Origin of the sequence: Actinotalea sp. Marseille-Q4924 (genome assembly GCF_916618755.1) — a bacterium.
Classification (GTDB): domain Bacteria; phylum Actinomycetota; class Actinomycetes; order Actinomycetales; family Cellulomonadaceae; genus Actinotalea.
The window spans coordinates 348508-368543 of record NZ_CAKAKB010000004.1 but is presented as its reverse complement, the minus strand read 5'-3'; the positions used below and the strand labels follow the sequence as shown (position 1 = coordinate 368543).

Annotated in this window: 21 protein-coding genes; 16 read left to right on the top strand and 5 right to left on the bottom strand. The window is 71.9% G+C overall.

The window, feature by feature from the left end; all coding sequences use genetic code 11:
* Positions 1-37: 37 nt before the first annotated feature.
* Complete coding sequence (locus tag LG379_RS14465; protein WP_225755296.1) at positions 38-724, bottom strand: hypothetical protein; 687 nt, start codon at positions 722-724, stop codon at positions 38-40.
* A 225-nt stretch (positions 725-949) separates the two neighbouring features.
* Here LG379_RS14465 and LG379_RS14460 point away from each other — a divergent pair, with 225 nt between their 5' ends.
* The 4 genes from LG379_RS14460 to LG379_RS14445 are packed head-to-tail and all read left to right on the top strand — an operon-like array spanning position 950 to position 4554.
* Positions 950-1357, top strand: coding sequence for a YciI family protein (locus tag LG379_RS14460; RefSeq protein WP_225755295.1), 408 nt, complete (start codon positions 950-952; stop codon positions 1355-1357).
* Between the two features lie 7 nt (positions 1358-1364).
* Complete coding sequence (locus LG379_RS14455; protein WP_225755294.1) at positions 1365-2519, top strand: RNA polymerase sigma factor; 1155 nt, start codon at positions 1365-1367, stop codon at positions 2517-2519.
* 43 nt (positions 2520-2562) lie between these two features.
* The gene (locus LG379_RS14450) at positions 2563-3363 is read left to right on the top strand and encodes an alpha/beta fold hydrolase (protein WP_225755293.1); all 801 of its coding nucleotides are present in this window, start codon (positions 2563-2565) and stop codon (positions 3361-3363) included.
* 6 nt (positions 3364-3369) lie between these two features.
* The gene (locus LG379_RS14445) at positions 3370-4554 is read left to right on the top strand and encodes a PP2C family protein-serine/threonine phosphatase (RefSeq protein WP_225755292.1); all 1185 of its coding nucleotides are present in this window, start codon (positions 3370-3372) and stop codon (positions 4552-4554) included.
* On the opposite strand, the gene LG379_RS14440 is transcribed toward LG379_RS14445, so the two are convergent.
* Together LG379_RS14440 and LG379_RS14435 are read right to left on the bottom strand one after the other, a co-directional pair.
* Positions 4535-5017, bottom strand: coding sequence for a hypothetical protein (locus LG379_RS14440; RefSeq protein WP_225755291.1), 483 nt, complete (start codon positions 5015-5017; stop codon positions 4535-4537). The genes LG379_RS14445 and LG379_RS14440 overlap by 20 nt on opposite strands.
* Before the next feature lie 52 nt (positions 5018-5069).
* Positions 5070-5546 carry a pyridoxamine 5'-phosphate oxidase family protein gene (locus LG379_RS14435; protein ID WP_225755290.1) on the bottom strand — a complete coding sequence of 159 codons (477 nt, stop codon included), beginning with the start codon at positions 5544-5546 and terminating at the stop codon, positions 5070-5072.
* Between the two features lie 93 nt (positions 5547-5639).
* Between LG379_RS14435 and LG379_RS14430 the strand changes: the two genes are divergently transcribed.
* Positions 5640-6059 (top strand): glyoxalase/bleomycin resistance/extradiol dioxygenase family protein, encoded by a 420-nt coding sequence (locus tag LG379_RS14430; protein WP_225755289.1) that lies wholly within the window; start codon positions 5640-5642, stop codon positions 6057-6059.
* Between the two features lie 10 nt (positions 6060-6069).
* Positions 6070-6603 (top strand): DUF4240 domain-containing protein, encoded by a 534-nt coding sequence (locus LG379_RS14425; protein WP_225755288.1) that lies wholly within the window; start codon positions 6070-6072, stop codon positions 6601-6603.
* Here LG379_RS14425 and LG379_RS14420 read toward each other — a convergent pair.
* Positions 6588-7388, bottom strand: coding sequence for a hypothetical protein (locus LG379_RS14420; protein ID WP_225755287.1), 801 nt, complete (start codon positions 7386-7388; stop codon positions 6588-6590). The two genes, LG379_RS14425 and LG379_RS14420, sit on opposite strands and share 16 nt — an antisense overlap.
* A 254-nt stretch (positions 7389-7642) precedes the next feature.
* On the opposite strand from LG379_RS14420, the gene LG379_RS14415 reads away from it, so the two are divergent.
* The 10 genes from LG379_RS14415 to LG379_RS14370 all read left to right on the top strand — a co-directional run bounded on the left by LG379_RS14415 (position 7643) and on the right by LG379_RS14370 (position 19128).
* The gene (locus tag LG379_RS14415) at positions 7643-8665 is read left to right on the top strand and encodes a LacI family DNA-binding transcriptional regulator (protein WP_225755286.1); all 1023 of its coding nucleotides are present in this window, start codon (positions 7643-7645) and stop codon (positions 8663-8665) included.
* Positions 8666-8771: 106 nt separating this feature from the next.
* Positions 8772-10103, top strand: a complete 1332-nt coding sequence (locus LG379_RS14410; RefSeq protein ID WP_225755285.1) for an ABC transporter substrate-binding protein — start codon at positions 8772-8774, stop codon at positions 10101-10103.
* Between the two features lie 55 nt (positions 10104-10158).
* Complete coding sequence (locus LG379_RS14405) at positions 10159-11127, top strand: carbohydrate ABC transporter permease (RefSeq protein ID WP_225755284.1); 969 nt, start codon at positions 10159-10161, stop codon at positions 11125-11127.
* A 3-nt stretch (positions 11128-11130) separates the two neighbouring features.
* The gene (locus LG379_RS14400; protein ID WP_225755283.1) at positions 11131-12027 is read left to right on the top strand and encodes a carbohydrate ABC transporter permease; all 897 of its coding nucleotides are present in this window, start codon (positions 11131-11133) and stop codon (positions 12025-12027) included.
* Positions 12024-14291 (top strand): alpha-xylosidase, encoded by a 2268-nt coding sequence (gene yicI / locus LG379_RS14395; protein ID WP_225755282.1) that lies wholly within the window; start codon positions 12024-12026, stop codon positions 14289-14291. The genes LG379_RS14400 and yicI overlap by 4 nt, the downstream gene beginning before the upstream one ends.
* 243 nt (positions 14292-14534) lie before the next feature.
* Positions 14535-14723, top strand: a complete 189-nt coding sequence (locus LG379_RS14390) for a hypothetical protein (protein ID WP_225755281.1) — start codon at positions 14535-14537, stop codon at positions 14721-14723.
* Between the two features lie 59 nt (positions 14724-14782).
* On the top strand, positions 14783-15895 hold the full coding sequence (locus LG379_RS14385) for a hypothetical protein (RefSeq protein WP_225755280.1): 1113 nt from the start codon (positions 14783-14785) through the stop codon (positions 15893-15895).
* Between the two features lie 77 nt (positions 15896-15972).
* A complete protein-coding gene (locus LG379_RS14380) occupies positions 15973-16848 on the top strand; it encodes a bifunctional 2-polyprenyl-6-hydroxyphenol methylase/3-demethylubiquinol 3-O-methyltransferase UbiG (RefSeq protein ID WP_225755279.1) in 876 nt (291 codons plus the stop codon).
* Between the two features lie 169 nt (positions 16849-17017).
* The gene (locus tag LG379_RS14375) at positions 17018-17911 is read left to right on the top strand and encodes an ABC transporter ATP-binding protein (RefSeq protein WP_225755366.1); all 894 of its coding nucleotides are present in this window, start codon (positions 17018-17020) and stop codon (positions 17909-17911) included.
* On the top strand, positions 17908-19128 hold the full coding sequence (locus tag LG379_RS14370; RefSeq protein WP_225755278.1) for an ABC transporter permease: 1221 nt from the start codon (positions 17908-17910) through the stop codon (positions 19126-19128). Before LG379_RS14375 ends, LG379_RS14370 begins: the two co-directional genes overlap by 4 nt.
* A gap of 13 nt (positions 19129-19141) precedes the next feature.
* On the opposite strand, the gene LG379_RS14365 is transcribed toward LG379_RS14370, so the two are convergent.
* A complete protein-coding gene (locus LG379_RS14365; protein WP_225755277.1) occupies positions 19142-19963 on the bottom strand; it encodes a nuclease-related domain-containing protein in 822 nt (273 codons plus the stop codon).
* Positions 19964-20036 lie beyond the last annotated feature (73 nt).

The following is a 20036-nucleotide window of genomic DNA, read 5'->3' as shown; positions in this document are numbered from 1 at the left end:
CTGGGTCAGCGCTGGGTCACCGCTGGATGAAGCGGGATCAGTGCGAGGTCACGGGGTCCGGCGTGGCGTCCGGCGCCTTCGAGCCGAGCTTCCCGCCGACGAGACCGCCGACCGCGGCGGCCACGAGCGGCAGCAGCAGGCCGAGGACGGCCCAGCGTGCGCCGGTCCGGGCGGAGTCGATGGCGCTCTGGATGTCGACGTCGGGCGCACCGGCGGACTGCTGGATCCGCGCGGTCTGGCCCAGGACGTCCGCGAGGCTGCCGAACAGCGCGCCGCCCCCGAAGAGGGTGAGGAACACGATGGCGACGATGCCCAGGGCCCACAGGACGATGCCGTGGAACAGCCCGCCCCTGCCCTCGCGCCACACGCTGGTGGCACCGGCGGTGATGCCGCCGAGGAAGAACGCCACCAGGGCGATGACCGCGCTGATGATGCCTCCCGAGGCCTCGGAGCCCTCGCCGAGGCCGAGCGCACCGAGGGAGAAGAAGACGAGCTGGAGGAGGAGGAACACGGCGATGGTCACGACAAGGCCGGCCCAGACGGCACCCCAGCTCACCAGCTCCTGACGCCGCGTGGGCTGCGTGAACCGGTCCCGGTGGTCGTGGTCGACGACGTGGACGTCGTGGGCCGGTGTCGCGCCGTGGACGCCGTCGTCGACCCGGGTCTGCCCGGGCGTGCGGTCCGTGACGGGTCCGCGGGCGGTGCTGCTGTTCTCGTGAGCCAAGATGCTGTCCCCTTCTTCTGCCCGAGAGAGCCTCGGACGTCGGCAGTGCGAGCCCTGACCGTGCGTGCCACGAGCACGTCCCGCAACTCAGGGAGCACGTCGCCGCCGCCGTTGAGCACACAGAGGGCTCGAGATCCCGGCGCCGATGTCGAGAACCGCCGCGCGGCTGCGTCCCTGGTTCGAGCGCGGCCAGAATGGGCCGCACCACCACGAGGAGACGGACCGATGGCCAAGTACCTGCTGCTCAAGCACTACCGCGGCAACCCGGCGGCCCTGAACGACGTGCCGATGGACCAGTGGACCCCCGAGGAGGTCACGGCCCACATCCAGTACATGGACGACTTCGCCGACCGGCTCCGCGAGACCGGCGAGTTCGTCGACGGCCAGGCCCTGGCACCGGACGGCCTGTGGGTGCGGTACGACGGTGACGGACGTCCGCCGGTCACCGACGGCCCGTTCGCCGAGACCAAGGACCTCATCGCCGGCTGGATGATCATCGACGTCGAGTCGCAGGAGCGGGCCGTCGAGCTCGCGGGCGAGCTGTCGGCCGCACCCGGCGCCGGCGGCCGGCCGATCCACGAGTGGCTCGAGCTGCGTCCCTTCCTGTCGATGCCGGCCACCATCACCGAGTGAGCCGGCGATGAGCACCCCCGTGGACGAGGTCCTGCTGCGGACCCTCGCGCCACGGGTGCTCGGGGTGCTCGTCCGCCGCGGAGCCGACTTCGCGGCGGCCGAGGACGCCGTCCAGGATGCGCTCGTCGAGGCGGTCCGCGCGTGGCCTGCCGATCCCCCGCGCGACGCGCAGGCGTGGCTCATCACCGTGGCGTGGCGCCGGTTCCTCGACGCGACGCGCTCGGAGGCGTCCCGCCGCCGTCGGGAGGCTGCCGTGGACGCCGAGCCGGCGGCGGGGCCGGCACCCTCCGCGGACGACACCCTGCACCTGTACTTCCTGTGCGCGCACCCGTCGCTCACGCCCGCCTCCGCGGTGGCGCTGACGCTGCGCGCCGTCGGCGGTCTCACCACCCGGCAGATCGCGGCGGCGTACCTCGTGCCCGAGGCCACCATGGCCCAGCGCATCAGCCGCGCCAAGCGCACGGTCGCCGGCGTGCGGTTAGACCAGCCGGGCGACGTCGCGACCGTCCTGCGCGTCCTGTACCTGGTGTTCAACGAGGGCTACTCCGGCGACGTCGACCTGGCGGCCGAGGCGATCCGGCTCACCCGCCAGCTGGCCGCCGTCGTCGACCACCCGGAGGTGAGCGGGCTGCTCGCGCTCATGCTGCTGCACCACGCGCGGCGGGCCGCCCGCACGACCCCCGACGGCGCCCTCGTGCCGCTCGCGGAGCAGGACCGCAGCAGATGGGACACGCCGCTGATCAGGGAGGGCGTCGACCTGCTGCAGGCGGCCCTCTCCCGGGACCGCCTCGGGGAGTACCAGGCGCAGGCCGCGATCGCGGCCCTGCACGCGGACGCCCCCACCGCGGCGGAGACGGACTGGCTGCAGGTCGTCGAGTGGTACGACGAGCTGCTGCGCCTCACCGACAGCCCGGTGGTCAGGCTCAACCGCGCGGTCGCCGTCGGAGAGGCCGACGGTCCGCATGCCGGCCTCGCCGCGCTCGCCGACGTCGACCCGTCGCTGCCCCGGCACACCGCTGCCTCGGCGTACCTGCGCGAGCGGGCCGGCGACGTGGTGGTGGCGGCCGGCCTGTACGCGGAGGCGGCGCGGACGGCGGCCAGCACCGCGGAGCGCGACCACCTGCTGCATCAGGCGGCGCGGCTCCACGCCGGGCCACGCTGACGCTCCCCGAGCCGTCCCTACACGAAGTCCGTACCCTCGACGGGTGGACCTGGTCGACCGGCACAACATCAGCGTCTCCGGCGTGCCCGGGGCGCAGCCGGTCGTCTTCGCGCACGGGTTCGGCTGCGACCAGAACATGTGGCGGCACGTCGCCCCGCACTTCGAGGACGCGTTCCGGGTCGTGGCGTTCGACCACGTCGGCGCGGGGGGTTCCGACCCCTCCGCGTACGACCCGGTCCGGCACGGCTCGCTGCACGGCTACGCCGAGGACGTCCTGGCGATCCTCCACGGGCTGGACCTCGCGGACGTCGTCTTCGTGGGCCACTCCGTCTCGGCGATGATCGGGGTGCTCGCCGCCGCCGCGGAGCCCGACCGCTTCGACAAGCTCGTCCTCGTCAGCCCGTCACCGCGGTACACCGACGCCGACGACGGCTACACCGGCGGCTTCACCGAGGCCGACATCACCGAGCTGCTCGACTCCCTCGACAGCAACTACCTCGGCTGGTCCAGCGCCATCGCCCCGGTGATCATGGGCAATCCCGACCGTCCGGAGCTGGGCGCGGAGCTGACCGCGAGCTTCTGCCGGACCGACCCGGACATCGCCCGCCGGTTCGCCCACGTGACGTTCCTCTCGGACAACCGCGCCGACCTGCCTCACGTCACCGTGCCGACGCTCGTCCTGCAGTGCACCGACGACGTCATCGCGCCCGTCGCCGTCGGCGAGTACGTCCGCGACGCGATCCCCGGTGCCGAGCTCGTGCTGCTCGACGTGACCGGCCACTGCCCCAACCTCAGCGCACCCGAGGCGACGACGGCTGCGATCGCCGCCTTCGTGCGGGACTGAGCGCCCGTGCCGACCCCGCAGCGCGAGCGCGCCGACGCCGCCTTCCACGAGGCGCTCCTCCAGGACGACCCGGAGCTGCTCTACGACCGCGCGCCGTGCGGGTACCTGTCGACCACGCCGGACGGCGTCGTCGTGCGCGTCAACGAGACGTTCCTCGCGTGGACCGGCCACCGGCGCGAGGACCTCGTCGGCCGACGGCGGTTCATCGACCTGCTGCCGGTCGGCGGCCGGATCTACCACGAGACGCACTACGCGCCGACGCTGCACATGCAGGGGACCGCGCGCGAGATCGCGTTGGAGGTGGTGTGCGCGGACGGTCGCCGGCTGCCCGTCCTCGTCAACTCCGTGCTCGACCGCGACGCCGACGGAGCGCCGCTCGTCATCCGGACCGCCGTCTTCGACGCGACCGAGCGCCGCCGGTACGAGCAGGAGGTCCTCGCCGCCAAGCGCCGCGCGGAGGAGTCCGAGGAGCGGGCGCTCCAGCTCGCGCAGACCCTCCAGCAGACGCTCATCCCGCCCACGCCCCCGCACATCCCCGGCCTCGACCTCGCCGCCGCGTACCGGCCGGCGGGCGACGGCCGGTACGTCGGCGGGGACTTCTACGACGTCTTCCAGGTCTCGACCGACGACTGGGTCATCGCTCTCGGCGACGTCCAGGGCAAGGGCGCAGAGGCGGCTGCCGTCACCGCGCTCGCGCGCTACACGGTGCGCGCCGCGTCGGTGGACCACGACTCCCCCAGCCAGGTGCTGCACACGCTGGACCAGGTGCTCCACCACGCCGAGACGGACCGCTTCTGCACCGTGGTGGTCGTGCGGCTGCGGCGGGCCGACGACCGCTGGTGTGCGACGGTCGCGTGCGGCGGGCACCCCCTGCCCCTGCTGCGTCGGCGCGGGCAGCCACCGGTCGCCGTCGGTGAGCACGGCGCCCTCCTCGGCGCGCTGCCGGGCGCCACGTTCACCGACACCGAGGTCACGCTCAGCCCCGGCGACGCCCTCGTGCTCTTCACGGACGGCGTCACCGAGGGCCGGCGCCGCGGGCACTTCTACGGGAGCTCGCGCCTGGTGTCGGTCGTCGACGAGCACCGCGGCAGCGCCGCGGAGGTGACAGATGCGATCCTCGCGGACGTCATGTCCTACCAGTCGGGCAACGCGCGCGACGACATCGCCGTGGTCACCGTCGCGGTGGAGTGACCTGCGGCGACGCCGTCGCGGCACGAGTCCCCGCCGGGAGCCCCGGCCTCCGCTCGTGACGCCGCCAGACGCTCGCGGCGACCACCTCCGCGACGCCGACGGCGAAGAACGCCCACTGCACCGGTGAGGTCCAGCCGATGAGCGGCAGCTGGAGCGTCACCCACGCGGCGAGCGTCGCGCCGACGGCCAGCCCGGCCTCGGCGGCCCAGCGATGGCGCCGCACGCCGAGGACGAACGCGGCGGCCTGCGGCAGGGCGACGAACGCGCCGAGGGCGACCGCGGGGAGGACGCGGCCCTGCACGAGCGGCCACGCGTCGTTCAGCTGGTCGACCAGCACGTCGAAGGTGCCGGACAGGAAGCCCTGCACGCCGGCGGCGGCGCCCACGGCGGTGAGCGCCTCGAGGACCAGCGTCGTCACGCGTGCGGACCGCGTCGGGGTCACCTGGACCGCATCACTGCTCATACGGTCAGGCTGGCACCGGCGGCCTGCGGCGCCAGGGACGAAGGACCGCTCCTCACCGCTCGGAGGACCCGGGGCCACCCGCGCCGTCGCGCCAGACGACGTACTGCGGCGGGAACACGCCGCGGGGCGCGTAGTGCGCCCACATCACCCGGTCCAGGAACAGCTCGACGAGCGCCGTGTCCTCCGCCGGGACGAACGGGCACGCGGCCGTGGCCGCCGCCCGCAGCTCCTCCTCGCCCCGGACGACGCCCCGGCCGACGATCATCAGCTCGTCGTCGACGTCCTCAGAGCCGGTCGAGTGCAGCGCGTAGCGGCCGTCGCGCTCGAGGTCCCGGAGCTTCGGTGAGGGGCCGATGAAGGCGAACATCGACCCGGCCGCCCAGACCGGCATGACCGGGTGGATGCGGGGCGCGCCGTCGGGGCCGACGGTGGCGAGGTAGCCGAAGCCCGTGCCGGGGACCGTGAGCAGGCCCTTCGCCGTGGCGGCGAGGTCGGGATCGCCTCGGGAGAGCTCACCCCAGGTGGCCATGCCGCCATCGTGGCAGCGAGGTGCGTCGCCGGCGTGGGACCGCCGTCCCCAGGTGGTGGCGATCGCGCCGGGACATCGGCGTAGCGTGACGGGATGAGCAGCGGCGAGGTGTTCCCGATCCTCCACGTCGACGCGATCGAGCCCGTTCTCGCGTTCTACCGCGACACCTTCGCGGCCGAGGTCAGCTACCGGTTCCCGGACGACGGTGTCCCGGAGTACCTGACGCTCCGGATCGGACGGTCGAGCGTGGCTCTGGCGCTGGGGACCTCGCCGACGATGTACGGAGAGGTCCCGCTCCCGGCGAGCGGCCACGCCGTCGACCTGTGCATCTACGTCCCGGACCTCGACGCCGCGGTGGTCGCGGCGCCCCGAGCCCGTGGAGAGGTGACGGTGCCACCGACCGACACCCCGTGGGGCGAGCGGGTCGCGTACCTGCGGGACCCGCAGGGCACGATGCTCCTGGTGATCCAGGACGACGGTGAGGCCCACCGCGGAGAGGTCGGCGAGGGCTAGCGTTGCGGGTGTGAACCCCACGGAGCTCTGGGACTTCGTCGAGACGGCCCGCGACGAGGTGGAGGACCCCACCGACACCGACGCCGTGGTGGAGGCGCTCGCGGCACAGCTCGCCGAGCGTGGTCCCGAGGACGTCCTCGCGTTCGACGCCGCGCTGAGCCACCTGCTCGCCGACTCCTACACGACCGACCTGTGGGCGGCGGCGTACCTCGTCAACGGCGGGGCGTCCGACGACGGCTTCGACTACTTCCGCGGGTGGCTGGTCGCGCAGGGCCGGGACACGTTCGAGTCGGCGGTCGGTGAGCCGGACAGCCTCGCCGACGTCCCCGCCGTGCGCGCCGCGATGGCCGCGGGCGAGGAGCTGGAGAGCGAGGCGATGCTCGCCGTGGCGTGGGACGTCTACGAGTCGCTGACGGGCGACGAGCTCCCCGACACGGATCGCGCCGCCCTGCCTCAGCTCGAGGCCATGTGGGACTTCGACGACGAGCACGAGATGCGCGTCCGCCTGCCCCGCCTCGCGGCCCTCGCCTACGACGAGGACTGACGCGGCGCAGGACGACGGGGCGCGGTGACCGGCGTCCGTCGCCCGGGTCGACGCCGCATCGCACTCACCGTCCCGCGGACGGGACCGGCTGGGCCCGTCCGAGCCTGTCGCCGGCCGAGCGCCCCGGAGAGGACGGCCAGGCCGGCCGCGACGAGGACGTGCCAGACCGCGTGGCCGAACCACCACCGGGTCGCGGGGTCGCACAACGGCCACCCCGGGCTCGACAGGATCTCGATCAGCCCTCCGGTCGCCAGCAGGACCAGCGTCCACAGGATCGGCGGCCGCAGCAGCGGCCGCCGCCCGGCCCTGACGAGGCTGATCACCACCGCGATCACAGCCACGCCGCCCTGCGCCATGTCCCCGGCCGTCGGCCAGAGGTGGATGACGGGCGCGAGCGCCGCCGTCGGCAGGGCCCACCACCACCACGACCGTGCCCGTCCGGAGAGGTCGGCCACGGCGTCGGCGGCGATGAGCACGAGGGCACCGAGGAGCGGGAGGTCGTGGGCCAGGTCGGCCCAGATCGGGTTGGGCCCGTGCTGGACGACCGAGCCCAGGCCGATCCCCGCCACCAGGGCGGCGTACGCGGTGGACGGCGGCTCGACGAGTCCCCCCTCGCCCGGGACCCCCAGGCGCCGTCGTCGCCGGCGAGCCAGCACGACGATCACGACGCCGGCGACCACGAACGCCAGGCTCGACCAGGTCGAGACGGGCTCACGCAGGAACCCCTCGGCGAGCGGTTCGCAGCCGGGCCCCACCTCGCCCACCGGGGCCGGCACCGTTCCCACGCTCCGACCATAGGGACGCCGCGGACCTCCGGGCAGGGACGAAGGACCGGCGGCCCGTCACGGCGAGGCGCCGGCCGCCCGGCGGCTCCTCAGTCCCGCGGGCGGAACGCGAGGCCGGTGCGCCAGAGGCGCTGGACCGGCTCACGGGGATCGGGGACGCCAAACGATCCGGCCGCGCCTCTTGCATTCGGCGACTCGTTGAACTTATTCTTCCGTCGAAGCGCTTCGACACCGCTCAAGGACGAAGTTCCGACATGCCAACCATCGACGACGTGGCTCGCGCTGCGGGCGTGTCGATCTCCACGGTGTCGTACGCGCTCTCGGGGAAGCGGGCCATCACCGAGGAGACACGGCAGCGCGTGCTGGCGGCGGCGGCGCAGCTGGGTTACGCCCCCAGGGCGGCAGCGCGCGCGCTGGCCGCTCGGCGCACGCAGGTCATCGCCGTGACGACCCCCCTGCATCCCGACACGGACCACAGCGCGCACATGGCGTTCGCGATGGCCGTGACCACGGCGGCCCGTGACCAGGGCTACGACACCCTCCTCCTCGTCCAGGACGACGCCCTCGAAGGGATGCGCCGGTCCGCCGCGACGTCGCTCGCAGACGGCATCGTGGTGCTCGACGTCGCCGCTCACGACGAGCGCGCCGAGCTGGCCCGGTCGCTGGACTGCCCCGTCGTGTTCATCGGCCTGCCCCTCGACACCACCGGGCTGTCCTGCGTGGACCTGGACTTCCGCGCCGCAGCCGTCGACGCGATCGACCGGCTGCACGCCGGCGGCCACCGCAGCATCGGCCTGATCTCGCAGACGCAGGAGGTCATCGCCCGCGAGGCGAACTACCCGCTCCGGATCGAGCAGGCGTTCATCGAGCGCGCGGAGGAGCTCGGGATCCGGCACACCGTCGTCCACCCGGACCCGGCGGCACCGGACGGCGTCGTGGAGGAGCTCCTCGACCGCCACCCCGACCTCACGGCCATCGTCCTCAGCACCGTGCAGGAGACCGCGGCGTCACTGCCCGCCGTCCTCGCCGCCCGCGGCCTGCGCGTCCCCGAAGATGTCTCGGTGGTCGCGGTCGGGATGACCCCCGACCCCAGCCGAGCACCCCTGCCGTTCGACGCCTGGCCGCTCGACCCGGCGCTGACCTGCCCGGTCGCCGTCGACATGCTCGTCGGCCTCATCGAAGGCACCGCTGCCCCCGGCGGCGTCACGCTCGTCCCCGCGTCGCACCGGCCGCACGGTTCGACGGCCCCGGCACCACCGCCCCGCCGGATCACGTGACGCCCCGCACTCCGCTGCCCGTCCCCCACACCCACTGTCGAAGCGCTTCGACGATTCACACGCACGACCCAGCCGGCCCACGGGCCATCTACAAGGAGGTAGGACCATGAAGTACCGCAAGCACGGGATGACGGCGATCGCCGCCGTCGGCGCCCTCTCCCTCGCGGCGTGCTCGTCCGGCGGCTCCGGGCAGTCGGGCACCGCTGCCGAGGCGTCCGGGGACAACGACTTCGCCGGTGAGACCCTCACCGTCCTGGTGTACGAGAACGACGAGTCCGCGATGGGCCAGGCGTGGCGCGCGGCCGCCGAGACGTTCGAGGAGGAGACAGGCGCCACGGTCGACTACCAGATCACGGCCTTCGAGGACCTCAGCGACACCGCCAGCCAGCTGTTCGTCTCCTCCGACGCACCGGACCTGTCCGAGTACAACAAGGGCAACGGGACAGCAGGAGCGCTGTCCTCGCTCGGTGTGCTGCAGAGCCTGGACGGCTTCTACGAGTCCTACGGCTGGGGCGACAAGCTGGCCGAGTCGCTGCAGACCACGACGATGTACGCGGAGAACGGCGTCATGGGCTCCGGCACGCACTACGGCGTCCCGAACTACGGCGAGTTCGTCTTCCTGTACTACAACCAGGACATGCTCGACGAGTACGGCGTCGAGGTCCCGACGTCGATGGACGAGCTCGAGTCCGCGATGCAGACGTTCGTCGACGAGGGCGTCACGCCGCTGGCGACGTCGGCGCAGGAGTACCCCGCGGGACAGCTGTGGTACCAGCTCACGCTCAACGAGGCCGACCGTGAGTTCGTCGACGCGTACCAGCTCTACGACGCCCCCGTCGACTTCGCCGCCGACCCTGTCGACCAGGGCACCCAGGCCATCGCCGACTGGGTCGAGCAGGGCTTCATCGCCCCGACCTCGACCGGCATGACGGCTGAGGACGCCGGGCTCGCCTTCATCAACGGGGAGTCGCCGTTCTTCTACTCCGGCTCCTGGTGGTACGGGCGCTTCCTGGCTGACATCACGGACTTCACCTTCGGCGTCACGGACTTCCCGGGGTCCACGCTGGTCCCGGGCAGCTCGGGGAACCTCTGGGTGATCCCCACCGTGACCGACGAGGTGCACACGCAGATGGCGGCGTACTTCATCGACATCACGATGCGCCCCGAGGTCCAGGCGATCCTCGGCAACGCCGGCGGCCTGCCGGTCGCCGCCGACCCGGAGGACATCACGGACCCCGACGCGCAGGCGCTCATCGAGCTGTTCAACACCGTCCTCGAGCGCGACGGCCTCGCCTTCTACCCCGACTGGCCGACCTCGACGTTCTACGACGACCTCAACGCCGGGATGCAGGGCCTCATCAACGGCTCCCTCACCGTCGAGGAGACGGAGAGCCAGCTCCAGTCCGACTACGACACCGGTACCGAGCAGTACCGCTGAGCCAACGGCGCCCGGGCCCCCAGGGCCCGGGCACCCTCGGACGGAGACCGCACACATGAGCGCCTGGACACGTGCCGCACGCACCCGGACCCCGGAGGACCTCCCCCGCATCCCCACGGGGAACGGGCGGTCCATCGGCTACTGGGTCTACTTCATCCCCGGGATCCTGCTGACGCTGACGATCGTCGTCTACCCGATCCTCTACAACGTCTCGCTGAGCTTCATGTCCTGGCGCGGCGGGTTCACGACACCGGAGTTCGTCGGTCTGGCGAACTGGGCCGACCTCATGGGGGACGCCGCGTTCTGGATGTCGTTCCGCAACATCTTCTTCATGATCATCGCGATGGTCGTGGTGCCGACGCTGGTCGGCCTCCTGCTCGCCGCGATCCTGTTCGACGTCATCGGCCGGCGCTTCTCCGGCAAGGCGGCCAGCTTCCTCCGGGCGACGTACTACCTGCCCCAGGTCATCCCGATCGCGGTGGCCGGTGTCCTCTTCGGCTGGGTCCTCTACCCGAGCTCCAGCGGCGTGCTCAACCAGTTCCTCACCGCGATCACCGGCCAGGAGACCGCGATCAACTGGGTGGGCGGCACCGGAGCGACCGCACTGTTCTCGATCATGCTCCTCATGGTCTGGGTCCAGATCGGCTACCCGGTCGTGATCTTCATGGCCGCCCTCCAGCGCGTCGACCCCGAGCTGTACGAGGCCGCGGAGCTCGACGGAGCCGGCTGGTTCCGGCGCTTCCAGGCGATCACCCGCCCGATGATCCGGCCGGAGATCTTCGTCGTCACCCTGACGACGACGATCGCGGCGCTCAAGGTCTTCGGCCCGGTGTTCATCCTCACCCAGGGCGGCCCGAACAAGGCGACCTACGTGCCGTCCTACTACGCCTACATCCAGTTCTTCGGCAACGGCACCGACAAGGGCTACGCAGCGGCGATCGCCACCTCGGTGACCGTCGTCGTCTCCGTCGTCGCCGTGCTGTTCCTGCGCGCTCAGCGCCGGGCCGAGCAGAGAGAAGCGTGACCCGTGGCGACCGTCGACATCCCCGCCCGCACCTCCACCGAGCGCGCCCCAGCGCCCGCCGTCCCGCGACGCCGTCGTCCGCACAGCGTCGGTGAGTGGCTGCTCGTGGCCCTGGCCGTCGTGCTCGCGCTGGTCATCACGTTCCCGCTGATCATGCTGCTGCTCAACGCGTTCAAGTCGCCGCAGGACTACGCCACATCCGGCCCGCTGGACTTCCCGCGGTCGTTCTACACCGACGGCGTCGTGAACTTCTGGGTGACGAAGAACTTCCCGCGGGCGCTGTGGAACTCGGTCTTCATCGCCGGGATGGTCGCGCTGCTGGCAGTCGTGATCTCGGTGCTCAACGCGTTCGCGATCGGCATCGGCCGGGTGCGGGGGCGCACGTGGCTCACCTTGCTGTTCCTCATGGCGAACCTTCTGCCGCAGGAGATGCTCGTCTACCCGCTGTTCACGATGTACGACAGGGCGCACCTGCTGTCGAACCCCTGGTCGGTGATCATCACGTTCACCGTCATCCAGGGCGCCTTCGGCACGTACCTGCTCGCGAGCATGTACGGGACCTTCCCCAAGGAGATCCTCGAGGCGGCGGCGCTGGACGGCGCGAGCCGGTGGCGCACCCTGCGCTCGGTGATCGGGCCCATCTCCCGGCCGACGCTGAGCGTGCTCATGGTGTTCTTCTTCATCTGGACATGGAACGAGTTCCTGCTCCCGCTGTCGTTCCTGAACCAGCCGGCCTCGCAGACGGTCCCGCTCGTCCTGGAGCAGCTGTCCGGCGAGCGGCAGACCGACGTCACCACCCTCATCTCGGCGACGCTCCTCTGCGTCATCCCGACGATCGTCTTCTTCCTCATCTTCCAGCGCACCCTCACGCGCGGCATCACGGCAGGAGCAGTGAAGTGAAGTTCACCGACGGGTTCTGGGCCCTGCGACCGGGCGTGACGGCGGCCTACGCCCGGGAGGCCTACGACGTCGCCGCCGACGACGACCGGCTGGTGATCACCGCCCCCACGCGGCCGATACGGTCGCGGGGGAACGTCCTCAACCTGCCGGTGCTGACGGTCACGCTGACCGCACCCGCGGAGGGCGTGATCAAGGTCCGCGTCGAGCACCACACCGGGGGCCGCCCGCGGCGCGGTTTCGAGCTCGACGAGCCCGCCGACGCCGGCCGGGTCGCGACCACTGCCGACGGCGCCTCGCTGACGTCGGGCGCACTGCGCGCGGAGATCCGGGACGGGGAGCCGTGGGACCTCTCGTTCTGGCACGAAGGGACGCGGCTGACCGGCTCCGGTCCCAAGTCGATCGGCTACCTGACCCTGGCCGAGCACTCCACCGTGAGCGCCGAGCCCGCGGGGCTGACGGGTGTGACGTCGACCGGACTGGCCGCCCCGGGCGCCTACCTGCACGGCCAGCTCGACCTCGCCGTCGGCGAGACCGTCTACGGCCTCGGCGAACGGTTCGGCCCGCTGGTGAAGAACGGCCAGACCGTCGACATCTGGAACGCGGACGGCGGCACCAGCTCGGAGATGGCCTACAAGAACGTGCCGTTCTACCTCACCAGCCGCGGCTACGGGGTGCTCGTCAACCACCCCGAGCACGTCTCCTTCGAGGTCGGGTCCGAGTCCGTCGAGCGCGTGCAGTTCTCCGTCCCCGGCGAGGCGCTGGAGTACCTCGTGATCGACGGGCCCACCCCGAAGGAGGTGATCGACCGGTACACCCGGATGACCGGCCGGCCGGCCGCCGTTCCCGCCTGGTCCTACGGGTTGTGGCTGTCGACCTCCTTCACCACGGACTACGACGAGGCCACCGTCAACGCGTTCGTCGACGGGATGCGTGAGCGGGGCATCCCGCTGAGCGTCTTCCACTTCGACTGCTTCTGGATGCGCGAGTTCAGCTGGACCGACCTGGAGTGGGACGCCCGCGTGTTCCCCGACCCGGAGGGGATGCTCAAGCGCCTGCACGAGGAGCGAGACCTGCGGGTGTGCGCCTGGGTCAATCCCTACATCGCCCAGCGATCAGGGCTGTTCGCCGAGGCCGCCGAGCAGGGGTATCTCGTGCGCCGGCCCGACGGCTCGGTGTGGCAGTGGGACATGTGGGTCGCGGGGATGGGCCTGGTCGACTTCACCAACCCCGAGGCCGTCCGCTGGTTCCAGGACCGGCTCCGCCGCCTCCTCGCACAGGGGGTGGACGCCTTGAAGACGGACTTCGGCGAGCGGATCCCCACCGACGTCGTGTGGCACGACGGCACCGACCCGCGGGTGATGCACAACCTGTACACCCAGCTGTACAACAGGGCCGTCTTCGAGGTGCTCCGGGAGGTCAAGGGCGAGGGCGAGGCGGTGCTGTTCGCGCGCTCCGCCACCGCCGGCGGCCAGCAGTTCCCGGTCCACTGGGGGGGCGACAACACCTCGACCTTCGCCTCGATGGCCGAGACCCTGCGCGGCGGCCTGTCGCTGGCCGCGTCGGGCTTCGGCTACTGGAGCCACGACATCGGCGGCTTCGAGGGCACACCCGACCCGGCCGTGTACAAGCGCTGGACCGCCTTCGGCCTGCTCTCGAGCCACTCCCGGCTGCACGGCTCGGACAGCTACCGGGTCCCGTGGGCCTTCGACGACGAGGCCGTGGCCGTCACCCGGCAGTTCGCGCGGCTGAAGAACTCCCTCATGCCGTACCTGTACTCAGTCGGCGCCGACGCCGCCCGCACCGGCGTCTCCGTCGCCCGGCCCATGCTGTTCGAGTTCCCCGACGACCCAGCCGTGACGCACCTGGACCGCCAGTACATGCTCGGTCCCGACCTGCTGGTCGCCCCGGTGATGTCCGCGGACGGCACGGTCGACGTGTACCTGCCCGCAGGCACGTGGACGCACCTGCTCACCGGGGACAAGGTCACCGGCCAGCGATGGGTCCGCGAGACCCACGGCTTCGACTCGTTGCCGCTGTACGTCCGCGAGGGCGCGGTGCTTCCCCGCGGCGCCCGCGAGGACCGACCCGACTACGACTACCTCGACGGCCTCACGCTGGAGGTGTACGCCGGCGATGGGGAGACGCGAGCCGAGGTCGACGTGGTGAACCCCGACGGGCTCCGCGTCACGTTCGAGGTTTCAGGCTCCGGTCAGCAGGTCGCCATTGCGGCGACCGGAAGGACTGCCCGGGTCCGGGTGCGCTGAGACCGCTGGTCAGGGTCTCCTCGTGAGGTGGACCGACTGCTGCGCGCGGGCTCGTACCGGGCCTCGAGCCGGGTCACCAGGCGCGTCCGCCCGGGTTCCTCCGCCGTCAGCAGCCACGCCCATGCAGCAGCGAGCACCCGGTGAGGACCACTGCCCCTTTCCATCGCGGGGGAACTTGGCCATGCTCGGAGGGTGACCGGACCGCCCGGGGGAGGCGTCATGACTCACAACGGACGCAGGGGCATGCCAGAGAAGCGCACCGCGCCTGACCTCGCCGCCCTCCTGGCACACGGCGACGCCTTCCGCGAGGAACTTCGAGCCGCGGCCCCCGTTCACGACCACGTCGCGGACGACCTCGTGGGGCTCGCGGACGAGCTCGACGACATCCTCTTCCGGCTCGCCGGCCTCGTGACGCGTCGACGCCAGCCATGATCCGGCGGCTCGGCACCGGGCTGAGACAGCTCTGGGATCGGTTCGTCGGGACGGCCCCCGTGAAGGAGGCCGACGAGCCGGCGGCAGGAGCGACGGCGCCGTCTCCTCTGGAGGCCGGCATCGCCCACAACCGAGCCCAGCTCGAGAAGATGCGTGAGCACCTCAGGACGTACGGCTCGGCCGTCGGGGCGCTGGCCACGGCCGTCCTGGCGGGCGTGGGTTGGGCGACCTTGAAGGACATCGCACCGGTGCCGGAAGGCCGGGAGTGGCTCATCGTCGTCGCCGGGGTGGCCGCTCTCGCCGCGCTGGGCGGCGCCGTCCTTCTCGTGGGCCTCTTCTTCGCGGCGCAGCGCCGGATCGTCTTCGACACCGACACCATCCCCGACGCGCGCACCCCCTGGGACGCGACGCGGAAGGAGGCGGGGAGGTCCAACGACCTCACGCACCGGGAGGCCCGTGCCGCCCGGGCTCCGCTCGACGACCTCGCCGACGAGGAGCTCGCAGCCGACGTCGCCGCTGTGGAGGGGCGGCAGTACCGGCTCGCCCGGACGGCGCGACGGTACGCCGCGCAGGCTGCGACGCTCGAGGCCGGCTCGTCGGAGCGCGCCCGGGCGACCGCGCGAGCCGAGCAGCTGCAGGCCGAGGCCGACCGGCTCGCGGACGCGCACCGTGCCGCGGCGGTCCAGGCCGCCGTCCGTGTCCTGGAGACGCGTCAGCGTCAGGTGTTCGACGGCCGGCAGTCTCGGATCCTGAGCCTCGTCGTCGTGGCGGGGATCGTCGGGCTCTTCGTGGTGGCCGACTACAGCCGCGGGGCGCGTGCCCTGGACGCCGCGCAGCTGGCTTGTGCCGACAAGCTCGTCGCGCTGGCGGGCGCAGAGCTGGCGGGCTACTCGTGCGACGCGCGGGGACGGCTCGTCGCACCGGCCTCGCTCGTGGCGGGCGACGGGTCGGCGGCCGACGAGGAGGAGCCGACGGCCGACGTCGGCATGCTCGAGCGGCTGGCCGCGTGCGAGGACGCGGTCGCCCGACCCGCGTCGACAGCGGACCGTGTCGAGGGATGGGAGGAGCGGGCAGCGATGGCCATCTCCCTCTGCGCCGGGTTGCCGGTTCAGGCGGCGGACGACGCCACAGCCGCGGGGGAACCAGACGAGGACGATTCGGGCGACGGATGACACCTCCGCCGTGCCGGTGTGACCTCGGGCTGTGAAGCCGCTCGGCGTGACGCGAGGGCGCTGCTAGCGTCCCGGACGTGCCCGCTGACGAGTACCTGGAGCTCAACCGCACGAACTGGGACAGCCGTGCGGTGATCCATGCGCAGGGCTACGACATCGACCGGCTGCTGGCCGACCCGGACGCGCTGTCGGCCGTCGTCGCGTTCGACCGCCCGCGGCTCGGGGACATCACCGGGCTGGACGGCGTCCACCTGCAGTGCCACATCGGTACCGACACCCTGAGCCTCGCCCGACTCGGCGCTCGTATGACGGGCGTCGACCTGTCAGGCGCGTCGCTCCACGAGGCGCGCAGCCTGGCGCAGCGCGCGGGCGTGGACATCGAGTACGTCCAGTCCGACGTCTACGCCGCGCCGACCGCGCTCGACGGCCGCCGCTTCGACCTCGTCTACACCGGGATCGGCGCCATCTGCTGGCTGCCTGACATCCGGCGCTGGGCGCAGACCGTCGCCGACCTGCTGCGCCCCGGCGGCCGGCTGTTCATCCGCGACGGCCACCCCGTGCTGAACGCGGCCCTGGCGATGACGGTCGGCGCCGAGCACCCGGACCGCGAGCAGCAGCCATGGATCACCGGCCCGGGAGGGACGACCGTCGCGCTCGAGCTGTCCTACTTCGAGCGGCCGGAGCCGCTGGTCTGGAGCGACGAGTACACCTACGCCGGCACCGACAAGGTCGCGCAGCCCCGCTCGATGGAGTGGAACCACGGCATCGGCGAGATCGTCACCGCGGTGCTCGACGCGGGCCTGGAGCTCACGTCGCTGACCGAGCACGACAGCGTCCCCTGGGACGCGCTCCCGGGCTTCATGGTCCTCGACGAGGACGTCGACGAGTACCGCCTGCGCGACCGGCCCGAGCGCCTCCCGGCGACCTTCACGCTGACCGCCCGGCGCCGCTGACCGCGCCGGCCGCACCACCGACCGCCACCGACTAGCGGGGCCCTCCCACCCCGGCCCTTGGTCCGTCGCGGACCCCGGGACCCGCGAGCACACTGGCAGGCGCGGTGCGGTCCGGCCTGCGGGAGGTGACTCGGTGGCTGAGGCACTGGTGCACGTCGCCGGGTTCCGGATGGACTTCGGCGCGGTCACGGTGGTCCGCGACCTCTCCTTCGACGTCCGCGCCGGGGAGACGTTCGGCTTCCTCGGCAGCAACGGGTCGGGCAAGACGACGACGCTGCGGGCCCTGCTCGGCATCTACCGGCCCACGGCCGGCGTGCTCCACGTCGGCGGGGCGGAGTTCAGCCCGGAGCGCGGTGTGCGGCTGGGGTACCTGCCCGAGGAGCGCGGCCTGTACAAGCGCGAGCCCGTGCTCGACGTCATGACCTACTTCGGGCGCCTCAAGGGCATGGACCGCGCCGCCGCCCGGTCGTGGTCCCGCGGTTACCTGGAACGGGTGGGCCTGGCGGACAAGGCCGCGGTACGCGTCGACCGCCTGTCGAGCGGGCAGCAGCAGAAGGTCCAGCTCGGCGTGACGATCATGCGGTCACCGGAGCTCCTGGTCCTCGACGAGCCCACGCAGGGCTTCGACCCGGTCAACCGCCGCCTCCTCCTCGACCTCATCGACGAGCAGCGACGCGCCGGCGCGACCGTCGTCATGGTGACCCACCAGATGAAGGAGGTCGAGCAGCTCTGCGACCGGATCGTGCTGCTCAAGGACGGGGTGGCCGCGGCGTACGGCACCGTCGCTGAGGTCCAGGAGCAGTACGGCTCCCCCGCGCTCCGGGTCCGCTACGCCGGGTCGCTGCTACCCAGCCCCTGGTACGACGTCGTCGCGCGACCGGCTCCTCCCGGAGCCGCGGCCGGCGAGCACGTCGCCGACCTCGCCCTGCGGGACGGGGTGGACACGGCAGCGGTCGTGCGGGCGCTCGTCGAGCAGGGGGTGCAGGTGCGCGCGGCAACCCCGGTCCGGACCTCGCTCGAGGACGTCTTCCTGCGCGTGTACGGCGAGGTGGGTTCCCGATGAGACGGCACAACCTCGGCACGGTGGTCGGCTTCGAGGTCCTGCGAGTGCTCCGGAGGCGGTTCTTCTGGCTGGCCTCCCTCGGCGTCCCGCTGCTGGTCGTCGCCGTGCTCGCACTGGTGGTGATGAGCAACGAGCGGCTCGAGGAGGAGGTCCCCGGGCAACCGGAAGCGTTCTCGTTCACCTTCACCGACGCCTCCGGCCTGGTCGACGACGAGCTCGCTGCGGACTTCGGCGGGACGCGTGTCCCCGACGACGACGCGGCGATCCGGGACGTGCGAGACGGCCGCGTCGAGGCGCACGTCGTCGTCCCCGCCGACCCGACCACCACGGCCGTGGAGGTGCACGGCGTCGACGCCGGTCCCCTCGCGAACGACCGCTACGCCGCCGTCGCCCGCAGCCTGCTCGGAACGGCCGCGCAGGACCGGATCGGCTCCCCGGAGCTCGTCGCGCTCGCCCGCGGGGACATCACCGTCACGGCGCAGACCTACGACGACGCCGGGCAGACCGTCCCCGGCTTCGAGGCCGCAGTGCTGCCCCTGTCCTTCCTGCTCCTCTTCTTCCTCAGCGTGATCATGCTCGGGAACCAGATGCTCACCAGCACGCTGGAGGAGAAGGAGAACCGCGTCACCGAGATGATCCTCACCACCATGAACCCGACGACGCTCATCGTCGGCAAGATCGTGTCGGTGTTCCTGCTGGGCCTGGTGCAGCTCGGCATCCTCCTCGTGCCCGGCGTGGTGGCGTTCGTCTTCTTCCGGGAGAACCTCGACCTCCCGGACCTCGACCTGTCCGGCCTGGTGGTCGACCCGCGGACGCTGACCGTCGCGTTCCTGCTCTTCGCCGGCGGGTTCGTGCTGTTCACGGGCTCGCTCGTCGCGATCGGCGCCTCCGTGCCCACCGTCAAGGAGGCCGGCAACTGGTTCGCCCCGCTGGCGATCCTGGTGTTCCTGCCGCTGTACGTCGTCGGGCTGGTCATCAGCGAGCCGGAGTCGTTCGTCGTGCAGGTGTTCACGTACTTCCCGTACACAGCGCCGTCGACCGCCCTGCTCCGCAACGCGCTGGGCACGCTCAGCGGGTGGGAGGCGACGATCGTCGTCGTCGAGCTCTTCGTGCTCGGCGTCCTCGCGCTCCGGCTGGCCGTGCGCCTGTTCCGCTACGGCTCGATCCAGTACTCGACCCGGCTTCCCGTGCGCACCGTCCTGGGCAACCGGGGGTGACCAGATGACAGCGTCAGGACCCCCGGACGGAATCGCTGAGCCCTGCCTTTCGATCGCTCGCACGACGGCGTGAGTGACGGCCCGGGCGAAGGCACGCGACGACGACGTCAAAGCCCTGGACCGGCCGGCCTGTCTGAGCTCTCAGTCGCTCAGCCAAGCGCTTTCCTTGGACCACACCGACACCGTCGACGAGCCGCCCACCGTTCTCGACCTCTCCCCACCAGACGATCACGGGCTGGACCCAGAGCTTGGTGCCACACCGCTGAGCGATTCGCTCGCTCAATGCTGCCGCCTCCGCCTTAGCGCGCCGCACCTTGCCGTGGATGTCCTGATAGACGTCCTCGTCGTACCTGTGCCGCGCGAGGAGACGTCCGTCGGGACCGGCCTCCAGCCGGTAAGCCGACCACTTGGAGTTCAGGCAGAACACGCCGTTCGGACCGATGACGACGTGGTCGAAGTTCGCGGAACCGTTGGCCAGGTCGTGGAGTACGACCCATCCCTCCCTCTCCAGGTGGCCCAGCTGTTTGGCCGTCTCCTCCTCCCCGAAGGCGCCCTCTTCCCAGGACGCGATACCCACCGGTGGGCTCTGACGCACCGCGAAGAACGTCGCGGTGAGTGCTCCTGCAAAGGCGGCGGTGGACCAGGAGTGATCGCCAGGGAAGAGTCGCATCAGCCACCAGAAGATCAGCCAGACGACGACGGCGACCAGTACCCAGAACTTTCGGTTCCGGCGCAGCCAGGCGCGCCGCATCTCCGTGTACTTCTCTCGGGCCCGGGAGCCTGCCCGCCGACGGTTGCGTCTGGCTGCGAGCCGGTCTCCAACGGTAGTGAGCATGCCAATCTCATCGTCTGCCCAACACAGGGTCTTGAGGAACCTCTGCCGGCCGCGGCCTCGTCCGGATCCGCTG